The organism is Leisingera sp. S2M4, from assembly GCF_055398055.1.
On sequence record NZ_AP040861.1, the window covers coordinates 429,995 to 454,886 of the forward strand.

Annotated in this window: 22 protein-coding genes and 1 riboswitch; of the genes, 4 read left to right on the forward strand and 18 right to left on the reverse strand. The window is 60.1% G+C overall.

Annotated features, from left to right (window positions below; genetic code table 11):
- Nucleotides 1-67 precede the first annotated feature (67 nt).
- Together folE2 and metZ are read right to left on the reverse strand one after the other, a co-directional pair.
- Nucleotides 68-1,171 carry a GTP cyclohydrolase FolE2 gene (gene folE2, locus ACZ52D_RS02135; RefSeq protein WP_222454016.1) on the reverse strand — a complete coding sequence of 368 codons (1,104 nt, stop codon included), beginning with the start codon at nucleotides 1,169-1,171 and terminating at the stop codon, nucleotides 68-70.
- A 128-nt stretch (nucleotides 1,172-1,299) separates the two neighbouring features.
- A complete protein-coding gene (gene metZ, locus ACZ52D_RS02140; protein ID WP_464442399.1) occupies nucleotides 1,300-2,490 on the reverse strand; it encodes an O-succinylhomoserine sulfhydrylase in 1,191 nt (396 codons plus the stop codon).
- A gap of 59 nt (nucleotides 2,491-2,549) precedes the next feature.
- Nucleotides 2,550-2,629, reverse strand: a riboswitch (SAM riboswitch).
- A gap of 168 nt (nucleotides 2,630-2,797) precedes the next feature.
- On the opposite strand from metZ, the gene ACZ52D_RS02145 reads away from it, so the two are divergent.
- From ACZ52D_RS02145 to ACZ52D_RS02160, 4 genes are all read left to right on the forward strand, one after another.
- A complete protein-coding gene (locus tag ACZ52D_RS02145; protein ID WP_464442400.1) occupies nucleotides 2,798-3,898 on the forward strand; it encodes a site-specific integrase in 1,101 nt (366 codons plus the stop codon).
- A 1,200-nt stretch (nucleotides 3,899-5,098) separates the two neighbouring features.
- Nucleotides 5,099-6,307, forward strand: coding sequence for a patatin-like phospholipase family protein (locus ACZ52D_RS02150; RefSeq protein WP_464442401.1), 1,209 nt, complete (start codon nucleotides 5,099-5,101; stop codon nucleotides 6,305-6,307).
- 76 nt (nucleotides 6,308-6,383) lie between these two features.
- Nucleotides 6,384-7,520, forward strand: coding sequence for a ComEC/Rec2 family competence protein (locus tag ACZ52D_RS02155; protein ID WP_464442402.1), 1,137 nt, complete (start codon nucleotides 6,384-6,386; stop codon nucleotides 7,518-7,520).
- Entirely contained in the window at nucleotides 7,510-9,765 is a 2,256-nt protein-coding gene (locus tag ACZ52D_RS02160; protein ID WP_464442403.1) for a ThiF family adenylyltransferase, read from the forward strand. Before ACZ52D_RS02155 ends, ACZ52D_RS02160 begins: the two co-directional genes overlap by 11 nt.
- A 427-nt stretch (nucleotides 9,766-10,192) precedes the next feature.
- Here the strand turns inward: ACZ52D_RS02160 and ACZ52D_RS02165 are convergent, their stop codons facing one another.
- From ACZ52D_RS02165 to ACZ52D_RS02240, 16 genes are all read right to left on the reverse strand, one after another.
- Nucleotides 10,193-10,468, reverse strand: a complete 276-nt coding sequence (locus ACZ52D_RS02165; RefSeq protein ID WP_464442404.1) for a hypothetical protein — start codon at nucleotides 10,466-10,468, stop codon at nucleotides 10,193-10,195.
- Nucleotides 10,465-11,193: a lysozyme gene (locus ACZ52D_RS02170; RefSeq protein ID WP_464442405.1), complete on the reverse strand. Its 729-nt coding sequence runs from the start codon at nucleotides 11,191-11,193 to the stop codon at nucleotides 10,465-10,467. Before ACZ52D_RS02170 ends, ACZ52D_RS02165 begins: the two co-directional genes overlap by 4 nt.
- A gap of 66 nt (nucleotides 11,194-11,259) precedes the next feature.
- A complete protein-coding gene (locus tag ACZ52D_RS02175) occupies nucleotides 11,260-11,868 on the reverse strand; it encodes a hypothetical protein (protein ID WP_464442406.1) in 609 nt (202 codons plus the stop codon).
- Nucleotides 11,853-13,418 carry a peptidase G2 autoproteolytic cleavage domain-containing protein gene (locus ACZ52D_RS02180; protein ID WP_464442407.1) on the reverse strand — a complete coding sequence of 522 codons (1,566 nt, stop codon included), beginning with the start codon at nucleotides 13,416-13,418 and terminating at the stop codon, nucleotides 11,853-11,855. The genes ACZ52D_RS02175 and ACZ52D_RS02180 overlap by 16 nt, the downstream gene beginning before the upstream one ends.
- A gap of 12 nt (nucleotides 13,419-13,430) precedes the next feature.
- Nucleotides 13,431-14,336 carry a hypothetical protein gene (locus ACZ52D_RS02185; protein WP_464442408.1) on the reverse strand — a complete coding sequence of 302 codons (906 nt, stop codon included), beginning with the start codon at nucleotides 14,334-14,336 and terminating at the stop codon, nucleotides 13,431-13,433.
- Nucleotides 14,336-19,486 (reverse strand): phage tail tape measure protein, encoded by a 5,151-nt coding sequence (locus ACZ52D_RS02190; RefSeq protein ID WP_464442409.1) that lies wholly within the window; start codon nucleotides 19,484-19,486, stop codon nucleotides 14,336-14,338. The genes ACZ52D_RS02185 and ACZ52D_RS02190 overlap by 1 nt, the downstream gene beginning before the upstream one ends.
- Nucleotides 19,487-19,765: a hypothetical protein gene (locus tag ACZ52D_RS02195; protein ID WP_464442410.1), complete on the reverse strand. Its 279-nt coding sequence runs from the start codon at nucleotides 19,763-19,765 to the stop codon at nucleotides 19,487-19,489.
- A gap of 38 nt (nucleotides 19,766-19,803) precedes the next feature.
- The gene (locus ACZ52D_RS02200) at nucleotides 19,804-20,160 is read right to left on the reverse strand and encodes a hypothetical protein (protein ID WP_464442411.1); all 357 of its coding nucleotides are present in this window, start codon (nucleotides 20,158-20,160) and stop codon (nucleotides 19,804-19,806) included.
- Nucleotides 20,157-20,603, reverse strand: a complete 447-nt coding sequence (locus ACZ52D_RS02205) for a phage tail protein (protein ID WP_369927507.1) — start codon at nucleotides 20,601-20,603, stop codon at nucleotides 20,157-20,159. Before ACZ52D_RS02205 ends, ACZ52D_RS02200 begins: the two co-directional genes overlap by 4 nt.
- Nucleotides 20,604-20,651: 48 nt before the next feature.
- Entirely contained in the window at nucleotides 20,652-21,014 is a 363-nt protein-coding gene (locus tag ACZ52D_RS02210) for a hypothetical protein (protein WP_464442412.1), read from the reverse strand.
- Nucleotides 21,011-21,478, reverse strand: coding sequence for an HK97-gp10 family putative phage morphogenesis protein (locus ACZ52D_RS02215; RefSeq protein WP_464442413.1), 468 nt, complete (start codon nucleotides 21,476-21,478; stop codon nucleotides 21,011-21,013). The genes ACZ52D_RS02210 and ACZ52D_RS02215 overlap by 4 nt, the downstream gene beginning before the upstream one ends.
- A gap of 19 nt (nucleotides 21,479-21,497) precedes the next feature.
- Nucleotides 21,498-21,836, reverse strand: coding sequence for a phage head closure protein (locus ACZ52D_RS02220; protein ID WP_464442414.1), 339 nt, complete (start codon nucleotides 21,834-21,836; stop codon nucleotides 21,498-21,500).
- Nucleotides 21,836-22,420, reverse strand: coding sequence for a head-tail connector protein (locus ACZ52D_RS02225; protein ID WP_464442415.1), 585 nt, complete (start codon nucleotides 22,418-22,420; stop codon nucleotides 21,836-21,838). Before ACZ52D_RS02225 ends, ACZ52D_RS02220 begins: the two co-directional genes overlap by 1 nt.
- Nucleotides 22,421-22,475: 55 nt before the next feature.
- Nucleotides 22,476-22,877: a hypothetical protein gene (locus ACZ52D_RS02230; protein WP_464442416.1), complete on the reverse strand. Its 402-nt coding sequence runs from the start codon at nucleotides 22,875-22,877 to the stop codon at nucleotides 22,476-22,478.
- A gap of 65 nt (nucleotides 22,878-22,942) precedes the next feature.
- Nucleotides 22,943-24,226 carry a phage major capsid protein gene (locus ACZ52D_RS02235; protein ID WP_464442417.1) on the reverse strand — a complete coding sequence of 428 codons (1,284 nt, stop codon included), beginning with the start codon at nucleotides 24,224-24,226 and terminating at the stop codon, nucleotides 22,943-22,945.
- 65 nt (nucleotides 24,227-24,291) lie between these two features.
- Complete coding sequence (locus tag ACZ52D_RS02240) at nucleotides 24,292-24,891, reverse strand: HK97 family phage prohead protease (RefSeq protein WP_464442418.1); 600 nt, start codon at nucleotides 24,889-24,891, stop codon at nucleotides 24,292-24,294.
- Between the last annotated feature and the right edge of the window lies 1 nt (nucleotide 24,892).

Genomic DNA, 24,892 nt, shown 5'->3' on the forward strand with positions numbered 1-24,892 from the left:
GCAGCATTGGACACGGCAGTGTCTTGCCTACGCCCTGATAATCACCGCAAGGGCCGACCGTGGGCGGTCAGCCCTTGTGGATCAGGCTGGCGAACAACCGCGGGTCCATGCTGGTTGCCTTGAACAGTGCGCCCTGCGTCAGGACGCTGACGGCGTCATGGCTGTGCAGGCTCTCCTGGTGGCTGGCAATGACCCGGAAATCGCCGATCCGCGCATCACCCTGCAGGGCCTCGCAGAACAGTCGCGCGGCATCCTCGACAAAGATCGGGTTGGCCGCGTTCAACTCTGCAAAGGCCTGCTCGTCCTCGCGCTTGACCATCACCTGCGTCTCGGTGGGCACCGCCTGGCGGCACAACTCGATGAGATCCTCGAACCACAGGCAGCCCGCGTCCGGCTCGACCTGAACCGAGATCCGCGCAACGGAGCGCTGCGAATGCGGCGTTGCCAGCTGCCCGCGGGCCTGTCGGGCATGCTCAGACAGTTCCAGCGAACAGGGGCACGTTGAGGAATAGACGTAGTCGAGGTGGATGATCTTTTCGCGCACGCCGTCATGGTCCACCAGCTCCAGCGCGAAATCGTAATACTGATACCCGCTGAGCCCCGACCGCAGGCTCTGCACCTTGACCGGGAAGGAAAACCGCATCTGCAACCGCGCATCCGGGCTGTCGAGATCGCTCAGGTAGTCGTCCAACGCCGCTGCCATCACCTCGAAGCTGAAGGTGCGCTCGGCGTGCTTGTAAAAACTGCGCATGATCCGGGACATGTTGATGCCCTTCTTGCTGGCGTCCAGAGACACCGTGCCGGTCACGCTGGTTTCGAGCGTCAGATCGCCATTGTCGCGGGTGTGGAACCGGATCGGCAGGCGAAAGTTGGAAATGCCAACGTGCTGGATCTGCTCCTGCGCGCCACGGATCAGGCTGGTCGGCCCGTTCTGCAGATCCGGCAAGGAGGCGCGATAGATGTCGTCCGCGTTGAAATCCTCAGGATAGTGCCGCGACAGATCCGGGTAGTTGGCCGTCGCGCGCTCGGGCAGCAGCCGGGCCACCGCCGGATCCAGCTGGGCGATCTCGGTTTCGGTCGCGGTCCCGGCCCAGGCGCGCAGCACGTCCAGCGCGGCGGCGGCGGCCTCACGATCCGGGGTTTGTGCGTTGTCGCGGGTGTGAATGTTCATCGGCGCGTTTCCCTACTCTGGCAGGCGCCCGGCGGCGCCTGCAGACAATGCAATTATACCTTTACGCCGCAAAACTCAAAACGGATCAGTCAAATGCGGCAAAACCTGCGCCTGAACGGACGTTCGGCTCACCCCTGCGCCGCCGCAAGCGCCTGCGTGAGGTCGGCAATCAGGTCGGCTGCATCCTCCAGCCCGACCGACAGGCGCACCAGCCCCGGCGTGATCCCCAGTTCGGCCTTCAGCTCATCGCTGAGCCGTTGGTGGGTGGTGGTGGCGGGATGGGTGGCGATGGATTTCGCATCGCCCAGGTTGTTGGAGATCACCGGGATCGTCATCGCGTTCAGAAAGCGGAAGGCCGCCTCCTTGCCGCCCTTCAGATCCAGCGACAGCACCGTGCCGCCCTTGCCGCCCAGCTGGGTCTGCACCAGCGCGTTCTGCGCATGGCCCGGCAGCCCCGGATAGATCGTGCGCGCCAGGGCCGGATGCCCCTCCAGAGCCTCGGCAATCTTCAGCGCGCTGTCGGCCTGGGCGTTCACCCGCAGGGAGATCGTCTCCAGCCCCTTCAGCAGCACCCAGGCGTTGAACGGGCTCAGCGAGCCGCCGGTGTGCTTCATGTAGGGTTCCAGCGTGCCGCGGATGAAATCCTTGGTGCCCAGCACCACGCCGCCCAGCACCCGGCCCTGGCCGTCGATATGCTTGGTCGCGGAATAGACCACCACATCCGCGCCCTGCGCGATCGCGCGCGAAAACACCGGGGTCGAGAACACGTTGTCGACGATCACCAGCGCGCCGACCGCATGGGCGATCTCGGCCACCGCGGCGATGTCGATCACTTCCAGCGTCGGGTTCGACATCGATTCAAAGAACACCGCCTTGGTGTCGGGCCGCACCGCCGCACGCCACTGCTCCGGATCGGTGCCATCGACGAAGGTCACCTCGACACCATACCGTGCCAGGATATTTTCCAGGATATACAGGCAGGACCCGAACAGCGCCCGGGCCGAGACCACGTGATCCCCCGCCTTCAGCACCGAGGTCAGCGCGCCATTGACCGCCGCCATGCCCGAGGCCGTGGCAAAGGCGTCCTCCGCCCCCTCAAGCGCCGCGATGCGCTTTTCGAACATGTCGACGGTCGGGTTGCCATAGCGGGCATAGATGAACTCGTCCGGGCCGGTTTCGACAAACCGCGCCTCGGCCTGTTCGGCGTTGTCGTAGACAAAGCCCTGCGTCAGGAAGATCGCCTCGCTCACCTCGTTGTATTGGCTGCGGCGACTACCGCCATGGACCAGCTTGGTACGGGTGTTCCAGTTGTCGCTCATCTTCTGTCTCCTCGCGCCCGCGGCGCATAAAAAACCCCCGTTCGGCCAAGCGAAAGGGGGTCCTTCACGTCCTGACCTCTTTAGCGGGTATGTTTTACGTGGCCCGCAATCCGGTAACAAATCGCCCACGTTTGAGGCGTAAAACCTCAGAATTTCAGCAGCTTAACGGGTAAGACCTTGATTCTCGCGGCATACCCTCGCCAATTTTGGCCCGTTATTTTCTTGGGTTTTCGATCATTTGCCAACCATGTTATGCCCCGAAGGCATACCGCAGCACTCAGGGCATACCAAGGATTGAAGGCGCATAATGGGCACGATCGCAGAACGCAAGCTCTCAGACGGACGCACCGCCTATAAGGCCCAAATCATTATCAAACGCAAGGGAGAACCAACACACAGGGAATCCCGCCAGTTCCCGCGCCGGTCCACCGCGAAGGCCTGGATGGAAAGACGCGAAAAGGAGCTTCGCGCCCCCGGCGGGCTGGAGAAAGCCCGAGGGAAGCGCAAGACACTTGCCAACGCGATCAACCAGTACATCGACGACCACAAGAAGACGTATGGCCGATCCAAGGCTCAGGTGCTCCAGCGGCTGAAGGAAATGCCGATCGCCGAAATGCCCTGCGACGAAATCACCAGCCAGCACATTGTAGATCTGGCCCGCGAGATGGGCGAATCCCGCGCCGCATCGACAGTAGGAAACTACCTGTCGCATCTGGCCCCAATTTTTCGTATGGCGCGCCCGGCTTGGCAAATCGACCTTGACCCTGCCGCCATCAACGATGCCCTGATCATCTGCAAGCGGCTTGGCCTGATCTCAAAGTCCAACCGACGCGACCGCAGACCGACGATGGAAGAGCTAGACAAGCTCATGTCGCACTACCAGGACAGTGCAGCGCGCGGCCACATGCCAATGAACAAGATCATCCCCTTTGCGATTTTTTCAACACGGCGACAGGACGAGATTGTGCGCGCCCAGTGGCAGGATCTCGACAAAGCACACAGCCGCTTGCTCATCAGAGACATGAAGAACCCAGGCGAAAAGATTGGGAACGACGTATGGTGTGAGCTACCGCCAGAGGCAATGCGCGTCATCGATACGATGCCAAGAACCGGCCCGGACCAACCAATCTTCCCCTACCGAGCGAACAACATTTCCGCATCCTTCATTCGAGCATGCGCCCTATTGGGGATCGAGGACCTTCGGTTTCACGATTTGCGGCATGAAGGGGTAAGTCGGCTATTCGAAACCGGTAAGACCATTCCGCAGGTCGCGAGCGTGTCCGGGCACCGGAGCTGGCAGAGCCTCCAGAGATACAGCCACCTTCGCGCCACTGGCGACCGCTTTGAAGGCTGGCAATGGCTAAACCTGATCGCGCCGGTAGGGGGTTCTGAGAACGATGCAGGCTAAGGACTACCCTTTGCCCATGGTCGAGATAACTTGCGATCAGTGCGGTCGGCACGGTAAATACAAAAAGAGCACGTTTGTACAGCTGGTTGGGCCGAACACAGAGCTCCCGCAAGCGCTGTCTATCATTGCTTCCGACTGCCCGGAGGAACGACCCTCGATCAACAACATGCGCGGCCGGTGCCGACCGCATTATGCGCAGAATTGGTGGCTCATGCCGACAAGCAAGGAAGGCGAATAACCCACCCACTAATTGCCGCCTCCCATCCAGATCACCCTGGCAAAGGAGCTAACCCCCGCAGCGCCTTGGCCATTTCGAGGTAGCCGAGATAGCCATACTCGGCGTGCATCTGTTCATAACATGCCGCCCAGGGCTCTCGCCTTTCTTCGGGGAAGACATCGAACCATGAACCTTTTCGAACGCGAACCTGGCCATCAGGCAACCGCTCAAAGTCTATCGCCCTAGTGCTCATCCCCCCTGCTCCTACTTGGACCGATCCGATTATTCAGCTATGGCCAGCGCATCCCAATCTCACCAGAGTGGGAAGGAGCGGCTCGCCGCGCTCACCCCATCTGAGCGTATAAAACGCGGGCCGCTCTTCCTCCCTACTTGGACCGGTCGAGAGACTTGCGAAACGTGGATACGTTCTTTCTCTTGCGCCACCGTACTAAGTAGCCCGCCGACATCGCCACCTAGCGCATGAAGCGATAAACCATTGCCAAGTTTCGTGTGCACATAGCCCCATGTACTGCGCGCCCACCGCCTTCTGTCGCATTCCTTTCATCGCACAGGAACCAACTCGACACGGTGACCTTGCAGCCTCTGCCACCTTTATATTTCTGCAGTCAGCTCAAAGGAGACGCTCGGTCCAGGGGAAGCTCGAGGTGAAGCGCTTGTGAGCTGGCCAGGAAGTAGGCCTTCGATGCAAGTGCGTCACTGCCGAACCTTCTGGGAAGGCGGCCATTCAATACATCACACAGCTATTGGTGCCGCGCCGGATGCTTCCATTTTCCAAAGTAATTGCGACCGGTCATGGTGCTCAAATGCTACATGTGAGACACCGTGCTGCCACGACATCAATCAGCAGACAATTTTGGCTTCGGCACAACACGCTGGTCAACATCTACTCCCCAACCGTACAGTTGCCGCATTAGAGTTGAAAAGCTATAGCTTCCGGAAACAGCAAATTAGCGAGCCTGAAGGTGGAAAAAACAAGCATTGACAACTCAGATTCGCAAGCAACGATCGGAATCGCCCTATCTGGTGGTGGTGCGCGAGCAATTGCGTTTCACCTTGGATGTCTACGTACGCTCCACAAACACGGCATTCTAGCGGAGTGTGCTGTGTTGTCGTGTGTCTCAGGCGGCAGCGTCATTGGTGCCGCTTACGTAACACATCGAGGGTCATTTGAGAGCTTTGAACAGAAGATAATCGACCTTCTCCGATCAGGACTTTTTCTACCTACTATCAGGACTGCCCTCACAACACCTGAGGGCGCAAAGGTAGTTATCAGCTGTATTATCCACCTGACGGCGTTTTTTTGGAGGCTTTTAATTGCCCTGCCTTTTTGGCTATATACGAAGGCAATGCGTGGCGTTTTTGGCGTAGTCGACGAACAACAAGAGATCAGGCGAATGCCGCGCCGTCTCGCCAGCCGTACAACACTGATTGCGAGTACGCTCGACCGACTATTGTTCGCCGGCGCGACGCTAAAAGATCTAGAAAATACATCTCCCAAATTTGTTGCGACGGCTGCTGAGCTACGAACAGGGGCCGCTTTCTACTTCAGCTCCGTTGAAAGCGGTTGTTGGAGGTTTGGCAAAGTGAACGCTGATCGAATCCCTTTATCAAGAGCGGTAGCAGCGTCTGCGGCGTACCCGCTCTTTTTGCCGGCTATCGATGAAGTTTTTTCCTTCAACCAAATTGATGGAAGCGTACGCCGAGACAGAGTAACGCTCACCGATGGCGGCGTGTACGATAACTTGGGTTTGGCTCCACTTTGGCCTGATCGCGATTCAAAAATTTCAGTGCTGTTTCCCAAACCGGACACCATCATTGCTTGCCGAGCTGGGTATGGGTTGAGGCTTGATCGGCCAAGCCTGTTTTGGGTTTCGCGGATGAAAGCGAGCTTCTTTACGATCTTCGACAGAGCACAGAACGCGGCTATGAAACGGCTGTTTGATTTAAAAGCTAACCGGCGATTGAAGCGCTTTGTTTTGCCATACCTAGGGCAATCAGATCAGCGCTTGGCAGAACCACCAGCGGATTTGGTGCGACGTGAAGAAGTTGACGGCTATCCGACTGATTTCTTTGCCATGAGTGATGACTGGATTACGAAACTCTCAAAACGCGGTGAACAAGTCACGTTGGCAGTCTTGAAGGAACATCACCCAGAGCTTTTGCGAGGTTAGAACTTTTTTGAACGCCCCCTTGCATCTCACGCGCTCGTTACCAAGTTCATCAATTATTAACAACGAGGTTCAGAACATGACGCAGATTACATTTTTTCCCATAGGCAACGCAGACACAAGCTTGGTAGAGTTGAAGGATGGGAGGCGCATCCTCATCGATTTTGCGGATACGAAAGGGCGCAACCCAAAAAACAAGGACAAGAAGTGTGACTTGTCTAAATTGCTACGGGAAGATCTCGAAGGATCAGATTTTGACAGCTACCACATTGTTGCATTCACCCATCTCGACGACGATCATTGCCTGAAAGCGCCGGAGTATTTCTGGCTGGAACACGCTGCCAAGTACCAATCCAAAGATCGCAAGAAGATAGATACGCTCTGGGTGCCTGCAACCGCGATCACCGAAGAAGGCATGAAAAATGACGGTCGCGTTATCCGTCAGGAGGCGAGACATAGACTGAAAGAGGGTAAGGGGATTAAGGTTTTCTCACGTCCAGAACGGTTGAAGGACTGGCTGGAGGATAACGGTCTTACCGTAGATGATCGAAAAAACTGTTTTGTCGACGCAGGCGAGCTGGTTCCCGAGCTGACCCTCGACAATGACAAAGTCGAAGTTTTTGTCCATTCTCCGCACGCCACACGCACCGACCGAAATGGAGTAGAGGATCGCAATGGGGACTCTTTGGTGTTCCAGATGCGGTTCGAAGAAGGTGGGTACCACACTGATGTGCTCTTCGCAGCGGATGTGCCTCATGAAGTACTGTCGGAAATTGTCGATATCACAAAGAAAAAGAAAAATGACGACCGGTTGCACTGGAACATCTTCAAATTACCACATCATTGCTCCTACCTCTCGCTCTCAGATACTAAAGGAACTGATAAGACCTCGCCTGTAGATCAGCTGAAATGGCTGTTTGAGGATCAGGGGGAAAGCAGTGGATACGTTGTATCGTCCAGCAAGCCCATTCCCACCAAAGGTTCGGAAGAAGATGACGACATTCAACCGCCGCATCGGCAGGCGGCCAACTACTACAAGCAAGATGTCGTTAACAAAAACCATCTCCTTGTGACAATGGAACAACCAAATAAATCGAATCCCAAACCGATTGTTCTGAAAATTGGCAGGCGGGGTGCTGCGCTGAAAGCATTTGGAGCGCCCGCTGCTGCTATGCTCACCGGAGGTGCTGCTCCGCGGGCCGGCAATGGAAATTGATACCAAATGGCTGACGGCAAAAGCCGAGGTCGCAGTCGCACCAGAAGAATTGTCTGATCCTGGCCTCAGAGCACTCTGTGCTCTGCTCCAGAGGGACGACTACACGGGCGCAAATTTCCTGGAGGCACGCCGGAGTACTACAAGTGAAACCGAAGTTGTTCTTCTAGAAGCGCTTCCTGAGCTTGGCCAAAAACCTGTTGCCAATGACATCCGGCACATTGAACCAATGGCTGTTGTTTCCCGCGTTGGCTGTCAGATTCCCAGTGTCTATCCGGTAAGGTGTGACTTTCCGCAGACTGTTCCTCATTTAAATTGGGGTTATCTTGGTGATCGCCGCTCACTTTGTTTATTTGATGCGAAACCTAGTGACGTGGCACATATTTATAGCCCTGACCTCCTTGTAGAACGTATCAGGTGGTGGCTCGCGGAAACAGCGCATGGTGAACTTCATGGCGAAGACCAACCCCTTGATCCTGCAATTGCACCAAGCATTTTTGAACTGATCCTTCCCACCGATTTCGATCCTGAAGTCCAACAACAATACTTCGCTTTCAGGCCGTCTAATAGGACGTTGTCTCCAGTCGTCCTTGTACCTGCGACTGCAGATCCGGAAAACTGGAAAGAAAGTTATGGCGCAACAGTTCTGATCACGGACCCAGTTCCCCATGGATCAATGCTGGATCTTCCGAAAAACATGGCCGAGCTTATCGAAAGCTATACTCAAATTGGCATCGACATCAAAGCACATCTGAAAGGGGAATTTAAGGGAGACCTCGAAAAAGGCGTAAAAGGTGTCCAGGTGAACAGTTGGCTGCTTATGATAATCATTACGCCCCTGCTGAGAGAAGACGGTAGTGTTGGGGCTCAATCGACACGCGCATATCTAAGTAGCAGAAGTAGCCTTCAGCAAGTTGGTTTGGATCTCGGATTGCTGAGTTCTGCGGGAGAGAAGGTAGCGCTGTTGCTTCAAGACCAGCCCCCCGATATGGAAGCCTTGGCTAACATCCAACTTATGCCTCTCAACGTCGTGAAAGGTTTTAGCCCGGATCAGGCGCGAATATTGTCAGGATTGGATCCCGATGGACGCAAAGGTTTTGTTGCCATCGGTGCTGGAGCACTTGGCTCTCAAGTGATCGATAACTGCGCGCGAATGGGCGCAGATGACTGGATCATTGTCGACGATGACTTCTTACTCCCCCATAATCTGGCTCGCCACAATGCTTCTGGATGGATGGTCGGCCAGTCTAAATCGGATATCGCGAAAGGTAGGATAGACAACCTTTTCGGTTCGCAACGCGCGGTTTCTTTACATGAAATTGTTGGCGGGCCTGAAGAAAGCGATGCGCTCAAAGATGCTATTGCCTGCGATAAGCAGATTGTGGATCTAAGTGCTTCACTAGACGTAAGCCGATCATTGGCGATGAGGAGAAATATAAAAAAACCAATAGCAAGCTATTTCGTCACGCCCTCAGGGACATCGTTGATTGAATTCCGCGAAGGTCGAGATCGGCACGTCCACCTCACGGACATTGAGATGACATATTATTGGTCAATCTTTTCTAATTCTGAGTTAAATGAACACTTAGCTATTGGAGATACGGTCCAAATTGGCAGTTGTCGGGACGCAAGTGTGACTATTCCACAGCATCGAATGGCTTTGTTCGCAGCAATTGCATCCGAGCAGGTCATCGCCCCTATCCAAACCAAAGACCATGGGCACATCAAAATTTGGGAGGTGCAGACTAGCGGCGAGGTCACGGTTTTGAAGTATGACGTCCCCCCATTCGTGAAATTGGGATTGGGGGATTGGAGCGTGTCGGTATCGATGGAAGTTCAGGCTACCATTGCCGCAGCGCGAACTTCTGCAGGCCGAGTGGAAACCGGTGGCATACTGCTTGGATCCTGTGACCGAAGAAACCGCTGCATTTACGTCACAGGCGCGTTGCAAGCCCCAGCTGACAGTCGAGCCGGTGCAAGTTATTTCGAGCGCGGCGGGCATGAAGTCGAAAAAACGATAATGTCGGCAGAGCACATGACAATGAGTCATCTGACATACATCGGAGAATGGCACACCCATCCACTGGGAATGAACAACGAGCCAAGCTCAGAAGATGAAAAGTTACTTGACTGGATTGCTGAGAGGAGAGAGCTTTTCGTCATGCCAGGGATTATGATTATTATGGGCGAAAACGGGTTGCGAGTACGCATTCGCGTAGCGGACGAAACTCAGGAAACGGTGATTTGAACCAGTGAATTAGTTTGCGCTGTACGATATAATGATCGAAATTCGATATCGGCGAGGGCTTAAATGGTCGTCAACTACGTCCGCACTTCCAACATTCGCTGACTTTCTCTTCTCGCGAAAACACTGAATGGCTGAAATGCGGCCTGCATCAGCACAAGGTAAAGGTCGTGATAAAATCGGCTCTGGACCGATCGTGCATCCTAGCACTGCATAGCACTCTGAAGTATGCAAAGATCGATAGCTGCGCATAGCAAACATCAATCCAGAAACCTCCGATCACCGGCGGGGCTTTCGCCCCGACAGTGCGCCAACTTTACCCCCACAATCAAGCAGCGCGCGCCGGTCACGGGACCACAGAAGCTCCACCTGCTGATCACTGACCCAGCCCTCAGGGATCCGCACAGGCACCGCGCACGGCTCCACAGCCTCAGCGTAATGTATTGAGCCGCCGCACCCGGCCAGGGCCGAGACAGCGAGGCACAGCAACAGGATCCGCATAGGCCTTCTCCTCCAGTTGGCGTGAGAGTTCATCGCGCGCGCGCAAAGCCTTGATGCGGGCGACCTCCAGTTTCCGGAACGCCTCGATCTGCGCCAGCTCGCGCGCCTGGTAGCTGGCGCGGCAGTCCGCGGCCCCCTGCCGATAGCCGAAAGCGGCAGCGGCCGTCAAAGCTGCGAGGGCGAAAAGTGCAACCGCCCCTCTCATGCTTCCGCATCCAGCGCCCTCAGGCACATGGATCGCTCCGACAGGCGACGGTTGGTCAGGCCACGGATCACCCGCCCCCCTGCCCGGTTCCAGCGCGGCAACTCATTGCAAGCGCCGCGCAGATCGCCCGCATTTGCCTTGCGCACCAGCGTCGACCGGCAAGCGGCGCCTGCGCCCACATTGTAAGTCCAGGACACCAGCGCGATCTTCATCCCAGCAGGCACCTTGGCGGTCAAACATCGGTCCAGCGCGGCCTCGTAGCTGACGATTTCTTGCGCCAGCATCGCATCGCACTCTGCCTTGCTGTAGCGATCGCCGGGCCTGACCCCCTTGGTTTCGCCATAGCAGACCGTCCAGACGCCAACGATGTCGCGGTAGGCCTGCGTGCGCAGCCCTTCCCATTGGCCAATGAAGGACACCGCCGAGGCGAGTGCGACCGACCCGCCCGCGATCAGGCCGACGGTCCGCTTGCGCAGGGCACCGCTCTCATCCCGTCGGAACGCCCGCCACAGGCCAGATGCAGGCTGCACCAGCACCCGGGCCGGAATGGCGAGCAGGTTCACCACGGTCGCCGCCAGGGCAAACCACAGCGGATCCAGCCCCAGCATGTCAGGCGTAACCAGCGACACAAACACTGGCGCGACCGACAGAACGGCCGCCAGAAGCAGAAGACGAACAGACCAGGCGCCTTTCAGCGTGGCCTGCCAGTTGTCGATGAATTTCATGGGAATTCTCCATGCCAAAAGAGCCCGCAAGCGGGCCGTTGAAGGTGAACTGTGTGGGGGGATGGATCAGGCCTTCGGCAGCAGCTCGAAGAACAACGTGTCAGTGCGGTCCCAGCGGGTTTCAGTGCCCCCTGCGACCGGGCAGCGATATTCGAGGACGATATGCACGCCGACACGCCCCAGGCGCAAACCGGCAGGCATGTCTACAGGCGCCCTCAAACGCTCCGGAGACATACCAACCTGCGTGATCGGCTTCAGGCGAGATCCGCCTTGCCGAACGCCGCGGCTATCTTCAAAAACGCTTGCCCCCTCGACAAAGGTGCAGTTCGCTCCCGCCTTGGTTCGGGCCATGTAGAGCACGATCCAGAGCGGCTCGCCTTCGCGCACCGGCTCCTCGACATAGCTGTAGCCCCGCGGCTGGCGAATGATCCGGTTTTCGCCCGCGATCTCATCGATGCGGTCGACCAGGTGCGCCAGTCGCCGATCGATGCGCTCAAGGCTATCAGGGCTGCGCCAGATCGCCAGCGCCTGGTCGCTGAGCGGGGTGAAGATAGCGGCAAGCAAAAGCAGCACAGCAGCGAAACCTGTGCGAGCGATCCATTTGAGCGACTCGTCCAGGAAGAACTTTCGTACGGATGCGGCCACAGCACTCCCCGCGGTCACTTTGCCAGCCATTCTTCCACCTCCGCGGACACGTCGCGCATTTTGATCCAGCTCGGGGCCACAGGTTGTCCCTTGCGGATGCGCAGCTTGCCCATGAGGCCCACCAGATCCCATTCAGGGCGTTCGGCCCGCGGGATGTACGGCTGCGACGGATCATAGTCCGGGTTCAGCTTGCGGCGCTTCTGGGTCACGCGCTCGGCATCTACCGGCACAGTCACACCCTCGGGCACCTCATCAGCGGCGTAGCTGTGGCCCACGTCCTTAGTGGTTTCCCTCACCACCTCGACCATGCGCGGCACACGGTAAGTGCCCAGATCGTTGCCCGCCTCATCCACCAGCGGGAACTCATCGAACAGCGGCACCTGGACCGTCTCGGTCACGATCTTCTTGACCGCTTGCCCGTTCGCCACCTCGATCACCTCGCGGGTGCGCTCTTGTGCCTCGGTCGCCTGTTCCTGCACCGTCTCGGTCTCGGTGACGGTTTCGGTCCAGCTTACGGCCTCGTAATCCTCCCAGATGTAGGCGCCGAAATCATCCCGCAGATACTTGCCTTTCCAGCGGTCAATATCGCCGTCACCGACCACGGAAGGATTAGCCGAAATCACGCCGATGGGGGTTTCCCCATCCTGCGCCGGGCGGATCTTATCGCCATCCAGAACCACGGACAGGCCGGTGCGGGTTTCAGCGTCCGGGTTGTCGTCCAGCCATTCGAAATATTCCGCATAGTCCGCACCGGTCCCTTCCCACCCTCGATCACTTTTTCCCAAACCATCACCGGTCAGAAGAAACTCAATATCCGCCCCGCCGCCGCTGCGGGCGGTAAAGAGCGAATAGTCGGAGTTTGCAGGTTTCGCGGCAATGATACGCACAACATCATTTGTGAACGACGCGCCGTTATGGGTCACCCCCAACGCATGGTTGTTTGTCGAGTTCCCACTACCGGCTTCAATGTGGGCCGCAGTTCCTGCGACATTCTCCAGCACGTCCAGTCTCCTTGCGGGGCTGGTCGTCCCGATGCCGACTCTACCATCTGGCTCGATACGCATGGCCTCAGACGGCGCGGCGTTGCCGGACACATCAAACGCCAAACCGATATAGCCGGAGGCGGTGCCCCGCACGCTATTGATTGTCGCATAGCGGTCTGAGCGGTCAGAATGCATCGCAATCAAAGGGGTCGACTTGTTATTGGTCGCGTCATTGGTGATGAGGGACAGCCCCGCAATTGCAGTAAACCAACTGGAAGCACTGTTCGGTGCAATCGCCACAGACCCGCCTCGCACGTCCAGCGCCGCCACAGGGCTGGACGTCCCGATGCCTAGGATATCCGCCTCCAGCGTCGTGAACTTGCCCGCCGCGGGCGTGTTAAGGCCGATCGAGGTGCCGTTAAGCGCCCCGTTGATCACCGTGCTGTTGCTTTCAAGAAAGTTGATGAAGGCCAGCATTTCATTGCGGTGCGTGGTCGCGAAATGCTGGAACAGCGCGTACATCTTGGCGTCAAAATCCGCCTCGGGCGCGCTGCGCTGCGGAATGTCCGGCCATTCCGAAAAGCTGGGAATGCTCATGCTTGATCGATCCTATTTGAGGGTTTTCAGAATGAGGGGAAAAACGGACTCGCCCGCCACATCCAGCGGCTGGCCGTGGTCATCTACAAAGCCCAGGCCTTCGACCCCGAAGTTCGGGCCGTTGCCCGAGGCGTAAAAGGCGGTCGCCAGCCCATCGACTTCGTCGATGATATCCATCACCCGCGGCGCCTGGATGGTGGGCACCGCAAGGGACACCTCGACCTTCCGGGTCGAGCCGCGCTTAACGAGGATCTCCTCGCCGAAGTCGTCATAGCCCTTTCGACTGTGGCTGACGAAATCGATGCGCGGCAGGTTCAGGACGGTGCCGAGAAGGTGGTTCCGGCCGAGCACGATATGTCCGACCTCTGCCATCGCGCCGATCGCGGAAATCGTGATGTCGATCCGGTGCCCGATGTAGCCGGGGAAGCCATTCAACACCTTTTGCCGGGCATAGACGATGCCGCCGAAGAAATAGGTGTAGACGCTGACGACATGGCCGGTATCCGCCATGACAAAGGTTTGGTCGTAGATCCTGACCGCGCCATCCCATACCTCGATCCGCACCGAACCGGCGGTTAGGCCGAAGAGAGAGATCGCATCACAGTCCTGCGTCGGGACGATCGAATAGGTGATCTGATCCGCGCGGCGGGCCTTGTTAGAACGCCGGTTGTCGAAGGCGGACCAGCGGTTCGTTGCCCTCAGGTCCAGCCACCAGGTGCCATCGTCGGCCACCGGGTCATTGCCCTGGTTTCCGTCTTGCATGCTTTCGTAGATCCGGTGCGACGCGGTGGAAATCACCTTGTCACCGGCCGCATAGGTGGTGCCGGCACCCCAGTCCGGGTGATCATTTTCAGCAATGTTCGAGGCGACCAATTCCACATCGGTCACCTGCATCGGGGAAATGATATTGAAATCCATCACGCACGCTCCGCCGGTTGCCCGGCCTCATCCCAATCTTCCAGAAACTGCGTAATCTTGCGCACGAACAGCTCCATTCGCTGCCCCTGCGCCAGGGCGGTTTTCGCGAAGGCATCGATCGCCTGCGCCAATGGCCGGTTGTCGAGCATCGCCACGCTTTCTGCATGACTGTGGATGCGAGAAGCGCCCGTGTTCTCGATCTCCCAACCGCGCTCGCCGACGATGCGCGGCCCGCCGTAGTGAAGACCGCCAGTTGCAAACTTCGGCACAGCCCCCAAGCCGCGCAACTGCTGTCGCAGCTTGTCGAGCTTGCCCTCCATCTGCCTCTTGGAGCGGTTGAACCCGAAGATCTGATCTTCCAGCCCGCCGTCGGCCCAGAACTGCTTGCGCCACGTGTCCAGATTGCTTCCCGCACTGCGCACGACGTGATCCGCGCTGTACTGGATCTGGCCGTCCTCTCCGACTTTCAGCGTATGGCCCGGGTTCAACCGAACACCGGTGGAGTGCTCCAGCGCCCGGATCTTGCTGATGATAGACTGGCCATCCATGTTCGAGAGGTCGGACATGGCCTGCGCGCCCTTGCTCTGCAGGTCCGAAATCTTCAAGGCTGTTTCGCGCTGCTTGCGGTCCTTGTCGACGGCGGCCTGCAGCCTGCCCAGCATGCGAGACAACTTTCCCATCGGATTGATCAGGCCTCGGCTGCTGTCGGCAACGTCCTCGAACAGCGTGCTGAACGCCGTATCCGGCTCGAAGAAGACACCGCCACCGAAGGTGATTTTGCCGTTCCCTTTAGAGCCGATCAGATCCTGCAGGCGGTTGAGCTGGCGCACCGTCGCGCCGCCTTCCTTCGTCAAGGCAACATTCACCCGGCGCGACAGGGTGGCCGCCCGGGTCAGCACCATTTGGCGCGTTTTCGGGTCCAGATCCTGCGCCAGGTTCAAGTTCAGGTCACGCCGCAGGTTGGCCGAGGTCTTCAGGACCAGCTTGCGGGTCTTCGCGTCGAGGTCTTCACGCAGCACCAAATCCAGCGCGGCAACATGCTCGGACAAGGCATTGGTCGCGATCCACTTGTCGGCTGGCGACAACTCGTCGTTGCGGATCACGAAATCCAGCGAGGTCCGAATTCCACTATCCGCGCGCGCCAGCAGTTTCTTCAGCCACTTCGGCGCATTGTCATCCAGCCCCACAGCCACATCGAGGCGGCCCACCAGGTCATCATAGCTGAAAGCTTCGGCGTTCTTGATTGCATCTTCCAACGCTCCCAAAGCGCCCTCAAAGGCTCCAACAGTCCCGTCCCAATCCTCCGCCAGCGCCTGCACACCGGCGCCCAGCTGCCCCACCTCCTCGGCGGTCAGCCCTTCCAACTGCAGGAACTGGCCAAGGCTCGTCAGCACCTCGATCTGCTGCTCGTAAAGTCCGCGCAAAATGTCCTGGTTCGCGCCCTCCAGGTCCGCAATGCCAGCGGCCAGGTTCAGCTGCCCCTGAACCTCAGCCGCGGCCCGGCGATATTCGAGCGAGCTGGCCGCCCCAGCCCGAAGACTTTGCAGGTATGCCCGCGCCAATTGCGGGATGGCCTGCGCCGCCTGGACGTCGCCGTCGCGCGCCCGTTCATATGCGCTTTCATAGCGCCCTCGCTGAACCGCCAGCGCTTGGGCTGAACTGGCGGCGGTCAGGTCGGAATTGACCAAGCTGCCAAGAAAATCCCGAAGGGTCCCGGCGGCGCGATACCAAAGCTGCGCCGCGGCCTTGGCATCCGCCGCCATATCTCGCGCGATCCCAATGCGGAGCTCAATCTCAGCCCCAACCTTGCCGACCAACCCCTGCATGGCTTCGGAGAACGCACCAACCTTTGGCAGGACTTGATCCATCCCGGCGGCCAGCTGCAGCAGCTCGGCATAAAGCGCGCGGCCTGCCGCCGTGGTCAGGTCAGCCCCTTCGACAAGGTCGCGGAAGCCTTGCCGGGTTTTGGGCATGGCTAGGCCAAGCTCCTTGAACTCACCCCGCAGTTGCTTCAATGCCCGGCGCCGCAAGGCATCCGCCTGCTCTGCTTCGCTGTAGAACCCGGCAAAGTAGGCATTGGCCGCAGCGCGCATCTGCTCTGCGCCGCCGAACGCCTCAACCAGGTCGGATGCACGGTCACCGCCCTGAACAGAAGCCTTGAAGGCAGTGCGCCCCAGAAGGTCCATCATGTCGTTGACCGCCATCAAGCCTGACGCCATGCGGTCCAGTGCCTCCAGGTGGGTCTCACCCGCCCGGATGTACTTTTCGTTCGTCAGGATCAGTTCCGCCATTTTCTCGGCGGTCCTCTGCACCTGCGCCTGCAGGAGTTCCTGGATCTGCTCCTGCGACTTGCCATTGGTCCAGATGGAAAAGGATACATTCTCCATTTCCTTCAGACCACTGGTGCTGAGGTTCAGGGCATCAGACAACTCCAGTACGGACGCAGCCGCGCCCTTCATGGCCGCATCGAGGGCATCGGTCATCTCTTGCGGGATGGCCTTGTGAACCCATTTGTCGCTGCGGAAAAACCCGCCCTTGTAGAAATCGAACAGGCGCCCGCCCTCGAACCCCTCATGGCTGAGGGCTCCGTCGATTCCTGACCCCTTGTATTTCCGGCTGAAGGCTTTCGCGAGAACCGCGATCCCGCCCGCAATGATGCCGAGCGCGGGCAACGCCGCGCCCAAGGCGCCCCACCCCGCTGTCGCACCTGTCGCCAATCCGCCGAGGTTCGCAAAGCTGGCGCCAAGGCCACCACCTGACAAGATCCCACCAAGACCGGAAGTAATACCGCCCAGAATGGCCCCGCCGCCGCCCAACAGGTTCAGCAGGCCACCGCCGCCACCCGCGGCGCCCGCGACGGCCTGACCACCGCTGCCTAGCAAAAGCTGATCCAACCCAAGGAACCCGGTCACCGAGGCGATGACAGGCAGCACGATCTTGGTGTGCGCGAACTGGTAGGCGATATCGCGTAGCATGCCCTTGATCGTGTCGCCAAGGCTGCCACCCTCGAATGCGGTGCGCGTAATCGCCTCGCTCCACTGGCCCTGCAAGTCTTTGACGCGCTGCATGCGGGCTTCAACATTATCCAGCTCGACTACCTGCGCCGCCAGGCCGTGGATCTGCGCCTTGCTCAGCCCGGCCCCCTCTTTGCCGAGCCGCTGCTGCACCTGGCGCACCGCCTGCATGTGCTTACGCTGCGCGTCGGACAAGCCGACCAGCTTCCGACGATCGGCGATCTCCTTCTTCAACCCCGCCAGCGCGCTCTTTGTTGCGGCTCCACCCGCAGATTTGACACTGTTCAGTGCGGTCACCTGCTTCTGGTACTCAGCCCGCAAAGCCTGTTCCTGCTCATACAGTTGGACACGCTGCTCAATGGTGCTTTGCACGTAAGCGCGCTGCCCATCCTGCATCTGATCCAGCGGCCCGGCCGCAGCTTCGAGTTCGGCGCGGTACTTGGCAGCATTTGCTGCTGCCACGCCCCCACCAGCCGACAGGACCGCCATGCCCGCCTTCAATCCGGCGATATTGGACTGCGCGGCGGCCAAGGCACCCGGCACCGAAGCAAGGTAGGTACTCAGAGCAGACGCCTGCCCCGCAGCAGATCCCAGCCCGCCCGCCAGGGCATTGCTGTTGTCGGCCGCATTGCCGGTATTGTCAGCCGCAGTTCCCGTCTCCGAAGCGACACGCTGCGCGGCAACGGTCGCAGCATCGAGGCGCGCCTCGGCTTCCGCCAGCGCAGCCCCAAGCCGATCTATCTCCGCCCGCGCGGCAGCCATCCGGTCTGTTTCCCAAAGACTGCCCCCAAAGAAGTTCGTGGTGAAGGATGCGGCCTCTAGCTCGGCCCTCGCGGCTTCCAACGCCTCACGCGTGGCATCCCGTGCAGCCTCGGCGGCCCTGCGCATTGCCTCGGCGTTCTTGGCGGTCATGTTCTTGTAGAACGCGTCCGTTGCCGCGGTGAGCGTGTCATGTGCATCGGCCACCATTTGCACAGCTTCGGCATAGTCTTCCGCCGCTTGCTGGGACTGCACGAACCCGGCCGCGATGCCCCCCGCGACGGCCACCAGCGCCCCGATCCCGGTCGCCATTGCCGCGATGCGCAGAAGCTTCAGCCCACGGGTCAAACCCTTGATGGCAATGCTGGCAAGCGCAGCTTTTGCACTGGTCGCCCCAAGCGCGACTTCAAGCGCCACAGCGGCCTTCGCTGCCGCAAGAAACTTGACCGGCGCCAGTGCAACTGCTGAGACGGTTCCCAGCAAGGCGGCCCCCAAAGGCACCGCGACCTTCAGCAAAAGCCCCAGCCCGATCGCCGCCGGGCCAACAGCCGTGGTCAGCGCTACCCCAACAGAAATGAACTGCTTCGTACGCTCACCCAGCCCGTTGAACCATTCCGCGGCATCCGCTGCCCTTTCGCTGAGGTACTCCAGCGACGGCGCCAGCCCAACGGCAAGCTGGTTGGCGACACCACGCCCCACCAGGCCCAGCCGGGAAATCGCGTCATTCGTCACTTCGATCTGGTCTGCATCGACCTCGGACACGGCAAGGCCAAAGCGCGCGACATCCTCCGCCGCAGTGCGCAGAGCGGAGCCATCGATCCGGGTAAAGATCAACCCTGCACGACTGCCGAACAGATCCGAGGCCACTGCTGCTCGCTCCGCCTCTGGCACATAGTTCGAAAGCGCCGACTGGATCTTTGCCAGCCGCTCATCAAGCGGCAGCTGCTGCAACTCACGCGCATTCAAATGCAGACGGGTCAGCGCCTTGGCAGCCGCACCGGATCCGCTCGCCGCCTGGCTCAGGCGCTTGGTCAGCTGCAAGGTCGCCTGCTGCACCTCGCCGATCGAGACGCCCGACAAGTCAGCGGCACGCTCCAGCACCTGCATCGACTTCACTGTGGTGCCGAGCGACTGCGCCATCTTGGCCTGAGCATCGATCACCTGAAGGCTGGATTTGACGGCAACAGTAGCCGCACCCGCGAGCGGCAAGGTGACACCCAGCGCCATCTTGCGTCCGGCGGCCTCGATCCCAGCCCCCATGCGCATCATGCGCCGTTCCAAATCGCCCATGGCGGCCTTGGAGCGCTTCGCGCCACTCTCGAATGCAGCGGAATCCAGAGAGAGGACACCGCGAAGCGCGCCAATGACTGCGGACATCTACCGCCCCTTCTTGCTTTGGTAATGCATGCTCATCAAACCGGCGCGCAGCTGCGCCAGTTCGTGCTTCTTGTCGCGGCCGACTTTCTTCTTGCCGCCGCTTGCCTGGGTGAAATCCGGCATCTTCTTCGGATCGTGGAAGGCATATTGCACCAGGATGCCCAGCTCCTGATTGAGCACCCGCAGAGCCGAGAACTCGGCATCCTTGGCCTTGATCCGGGCCCGGGTGATCAGATCATATTCGCGCAGGCTGACGTGCCAGAATTCAGCGTGATGCAAGCCCAGCTCGCACCACACCGAAAACAGCCTCTGCCAGTCTATGCGGCCGGGCTCTCCGCGTTTCCCGCGTCACCCTCGCCGCCTTCTCCCTCCTCCTCGCGCAGGAACGGAAAGGCGTTCTGCAGCGCCTTGGACAGGTGCTCACCGGCAGCATTTGCACCGCCGAGCGCATCCAACAGATCCAGTGCATCATCGAGCTCGACACCGGCCCCATCATCTAGGAACGCCGCCCAGGCCTGCGACACCAGCTTCACGCCGCCAGCGCCACTCAGAAGCTGGGACAGGATCTCGCCGATCGGCTTGCCGGTTTCTTCTTCCAGCCGCACCTGCGCCCGCATGGAAGCTTTGAGCTTGTGGGTTTTCTTGCCCACCTTCACGGAATGGGTGCTGATCATACGACCGGATCCCCCTTGGTCCAGTTGACCAGCCCCGTCGGACGCAGCTTGAGGTCGGTCATCAGATCACCATCCTGGTCCACCGCCGGAATCGACGGGTTCAGGAAGGCCTGGTAATCGAACGTGTCGCCGGTCGACTGCACGCCATCTTCCGGCGGCAGCACCACCTGGAAATAGACCGGCTTGCCAGCGGCCTTGTAAGCAAGCGCCTGCTCATAGAGCGCGGTCGAGTAGTAGCAGTTCAGGGTCAACTCACCCGTATCGGTCAAACCGGTGCCCCATTCGCGATTGCGGCCCGGGCTGTCCAGCGAGGTACGGTCCCGGTATTCCTGCGTTTCTTCCGGAATGCCGACCGTCTTACAGCCGGGAATTTCCGTCCAGGCAACGCCGTCCGCGGACCAGTTCACGGTACACAGATCACCCGCAATGACATTTTGTGCCATCACATCATCCTTTCATCATGTTGTGAGAAAGCCGGTCGCCCGGCAGGGTCAGGCGCGGTAACGCACCTGGAAATCCAGCATTTGAAGCCGGATCACATCACCACCGGTTTCCGAGGAACCGTCCCGGCGGGATATCTCTTTGCAGCGGATCACCGAACCGCTGCGAAAGCTTGTCAGGGTTTGCGAGACCAGCGGCACAAGGCCGATCAGGTGACCGTATTTCTCGGCTGCGACATTCACCTGGATGCGCGCGGTCTCAATGTCTGTCCGCTCGGTCAGCGAATACCCTGTCACATTGCTGATCCGCTGCAGGCTAATGCGCGGAAAGCCCACGTCAGCCCCGAACACGCCCCAGACCACGGGATGGCCAAGCGTCTTCAGCAGGTCTTTCAGCTCACCTTCCATGCTCATCTTGCCGCCCTTTCCGCCTTGCGGCGTGCGCGCTCGACCGTCTTTTCGATTTCCTTCCACGCCTCACGCTTCAGCGTTTCCAGCATGGTCGCCTGGTGCGCATCCCAAGCCGGGCGCATGAACGGGCGTGCGGGCATGGCGCCCACGGATTTGCCAGACTTCTTGTGAAAACGCTGCACGGTGCCGAACTCATAAAGGTGCGCGTGCGGTGCCGTGTCTCCATCCGGCATGACCGGCCCCACATAGAGAACCACTTTGCTGCGACCGCGATCCATGCGGGCATCCCGCCGCTGGCTGGCCGCGAGCTTACTGGTCACTGCCACCTTGAAGTTTCCACCCGAAAGGTCTTCTGCAGCTTTGGCCACGGGCTTCAGCGTTTTCTTCATCGCCCGCCGCATCGTGCCCTTCGCAGTCCCGCGGGCCAATTCCGCAAGGGCGCGCTCGATATCGCCCGCGCCTTCCATCTTGAATTTCATGGCCATGTCAGTCTGCCCCCTTCATCAACCGCCAGGCCGTGAATTCCAGCCGGTCGCGGTATCCGATTTCCTTCACCCCGGTGATCCGCCAGTCATCCCCCTGGAAGCGGATCCGGAAGGCACCGGTGACCGCTGCCAGTTTTGCTGTCCAAAGCACCTGAAACCGGGCATCCGTCTTCTGCTCAACCGCCGCCGCCCGCTGCCGCTCGCCATCGCTGACCGGCTGATAGGCGGCCCAGGGCATGGCGAATTCGTCCCAGCCCGCCACCTCCTGTTCGCCCGCCTCATTCTCCGTGAAAGCGGCCTTCAGGATGAGGATGCGTCGATCACGCTGCGCAATCCGCATCACCGCCACCAGGTCTTGAAGTTCGCGACGAGCCGTCCGATCGACAGTGGCACCTCAACCGGCGCGCCCTCGAACACGACCGGCTCCCGCGCCTTGTAGAGATGCGCCGCGAACAGCAGCACGGCATGACAGACCGGCTTGGGCACGGCGTCTGAGGTAGCGCCGTATCCCGCGACATATTCAATGCGCAGCGGCGATCGATGCTGGCCGGGGCGCGGCCAGGCTGCAGCCACCGCCACCCGAAACCTGCCATCGTCCTCGAACAACTCGATCGAGGCCTCGGGCACCGCTTCCCAACTTCCGGCCGAGGTGAAAACCTCGACACGGGCCACACTGGACACGGGCGCTAGAAACAGCTCGACCGACTGCCCCCGCGCAGGCACTGCTTGAAAGGTCTCGCGCCAGGTCTGGCTGACCAGCGCCCGCCCAAGTTCGCCATCAGCACCGTCGAACTGCGCGATCGCCGTATCGAGGCAATGCTGCAGAAACTCATCATCGTCGCCCGGCTCCACGCGCAAATGCGCCTGCAACTTGGCGAGATCCACCGGCGCAACCGCAGGCGGGCTGATAAGGGTCAGGGCCATGGGGCGATCCTCCGGAGGTCTGCACCGCAGCAGCGCTCAGCTGCCGCGGCTTGGTTCAAGCTTTCGATTTGCGTGCAGGCTTGGCTGCGGCCCTGGTGGCCTCGGTGGCCCTGGTGGCCTCGGTGGCCTCGGTGGCCTCGGTGGCCTCGGTGGCCTCGGTGGCCTCGGTGGCCTCGGTGGCCTCGGTGGCCTCGGTGGCCTCGGTGGCCTCGGTGGCCTCGGTGGCCTCGGTGGCCTCGGTGGCCTCGGTGGCCTCGGTGGCCTCGGTGGCCTCGGTGGCCTCGGTGGCCTCGGTGGCCTCGGAACGAGGTGCGGGCGGCTGCGCCTCTGCGTCAACCAGTTCCGCATACTGCGCGCGGAGCAGGTCGCGTCCCAGCTCGTCGGCGACGGTGGGCGTCTGGCCCACGGTGAAACTGCCGAAGGGACCGGCGCAATTGGTCGTGATCTTGATCTTCATGGGAAGTCCTCGGGAAAGAGAAACACAAAGGCGGCCCCCGAGGGGACCGCCGCAACCGGGCTGGATCAGGCCGCAGCCATCTGCAGGGTTTTGATCGCCTTGGTTTGCGCGGGGGCACCGTCGATCCGGTGGACACCCATGATGCCGAGGTTGGGGAAGAACTTTTCGCGCGCCACGCCAATGAGCGGGCTTCCCACCTTGCGGACGTAGTATTCCGAGAAGTCCCCGAAGGCGATCGGCTTGGCCCCGGCCGAGATCTGCGCCATCGCCTGGTTGAAGGAGACCGGCTTGTTGTTCAGCGTGGCCGGCACACCCTTGGTCACGTCGCCATCCGACCAGATGTAGCGCCCGTTCGTGTCCTTCAGCTTGCGAAGCGCCTTCACGGTCTGGTCATGCATCTGGAAGCGCACTTTCGGGCCGCCACGGTAGGCAGGATCCACCGAATGCTCCAGGTCCATAATCTCATCAAAGGTCAGAGCAGTGGCCGCCGCAGCGGTGTGCCCAACCGGCGCGCCGGTGACAAAGCCCAGCGGTTCATTGGTGCCGGTGCCGACCGTCAGCCACTTGTTCCCCTTGCGACCAAGGCGCTCGCCGATCAGCTTGGCCAGCAGAGCTTCGAAGCCGAAAGAGGAATCCTGCGCCAGCTCAAAGGACCATTTGATCCAGGGCGTCACCAGCCCATAGGCCAGCAGAGACGTCTTGGCGAGGACGATATCGCCGGAATTGTCATCCACGCCTTCGTCGCCCTCGGTATGGGGGTTCGCTTCCTCGTCCGTGTCATCGACCTTGGGCAGATCAAAGGGGGCGCCGTTGGACAGGTTGATCTCAGTCGCGATATTACCATCCATCATCGGGCCATGCGCCGCGGCGGCAATGTTGATCGCATTGGCCAAGGTGGTCGGCACGAGGAAACCACCCGTCGCCCCCGAGCCGGTCGATTGGGCCCGCTCTTCGCGATACCCCGCACGCAGGGCATCGCGCGCCTCCTTGCTCAGCTCGGACAGGTCGGCACCAGAGGCAAGGTACTGGCGGAAAGCTTCCCGGTATTCGTCGCTGACGTTCTCGCCGGGGGAATGGCTGCGATCTTCCTGCCCGGGGCGGCGCTCTTCACGCTCTTCGCGCTCACGCTGTTCGCGACGCTGTTCCTCTTCCTGCTTGGCCTTCCAGGCGCGTTCTCCGCGATCGGCCTCTTTCACCAGGTCATCGTACTGGTCCATCATCGCATCGAACTTCTCGTTCGCTGCACGCGCCTCATCCTTCGGCGTCTTTTCAGTGATGCCATCCCGGATGCCGGTGGCCTCGGTCAGCAGCTTCTGCGCCTTCTCGCGCAGCTCCTTGATCTTCGACATATCAAACCCTTTCGGTTGTCTGGAAACTGCGCTTGCCCAAGGCGCGAATTTGCTGGGCGGGCCGGTCAGGCCAGGCCGGACAGACGCGCGCGCATCTGCATCTGGCGGCGATAGAAATCACTGTCGCCGCCCAAGGCCGCGGTTTTTGACCGCAGCCCGATTTCGGTGCCGTCATAGGCAGGGTCCGTCACGATCGAGACATCGAACAGCTGAACCGAATGGATCGTGCGCAGGGCAAAATCCCCGGTCTCGTCCCAGGTCTCTTTGTCGGCAATGAAGGCAAAGCTCATCTTGGACATGTCGCCCCGCTTCATCTTCGGCAGGATCCGCTGCACGTCCGGATCAGACGGGTCCAGCGCAGTATCCACCCGCAGGCCGCGCTGATCCTCCGCCAGCTTCAGCGTGCCGGACGAGGTGCGCGCCAGCGGCAATCCTTCATGGTCGACCAGAAAGGTGACGTCATCACCGCGGGACAGCGCCTCGGCAAAGGCACCACGCTCGATCACCTCCGCCCAGCCCCAGCGGTCCAGCGGACCGATCTCCGCCCGCTCTCCGAAGACCGCCGCATAGCCGGTGACATTGATCAAATCGCTCCCTGTGTCAGCGTCGCGCAGCTCAATGGGCGCGACGGCGCAGAAACGCACCTCGCGTTGCGGGTCGCTCATG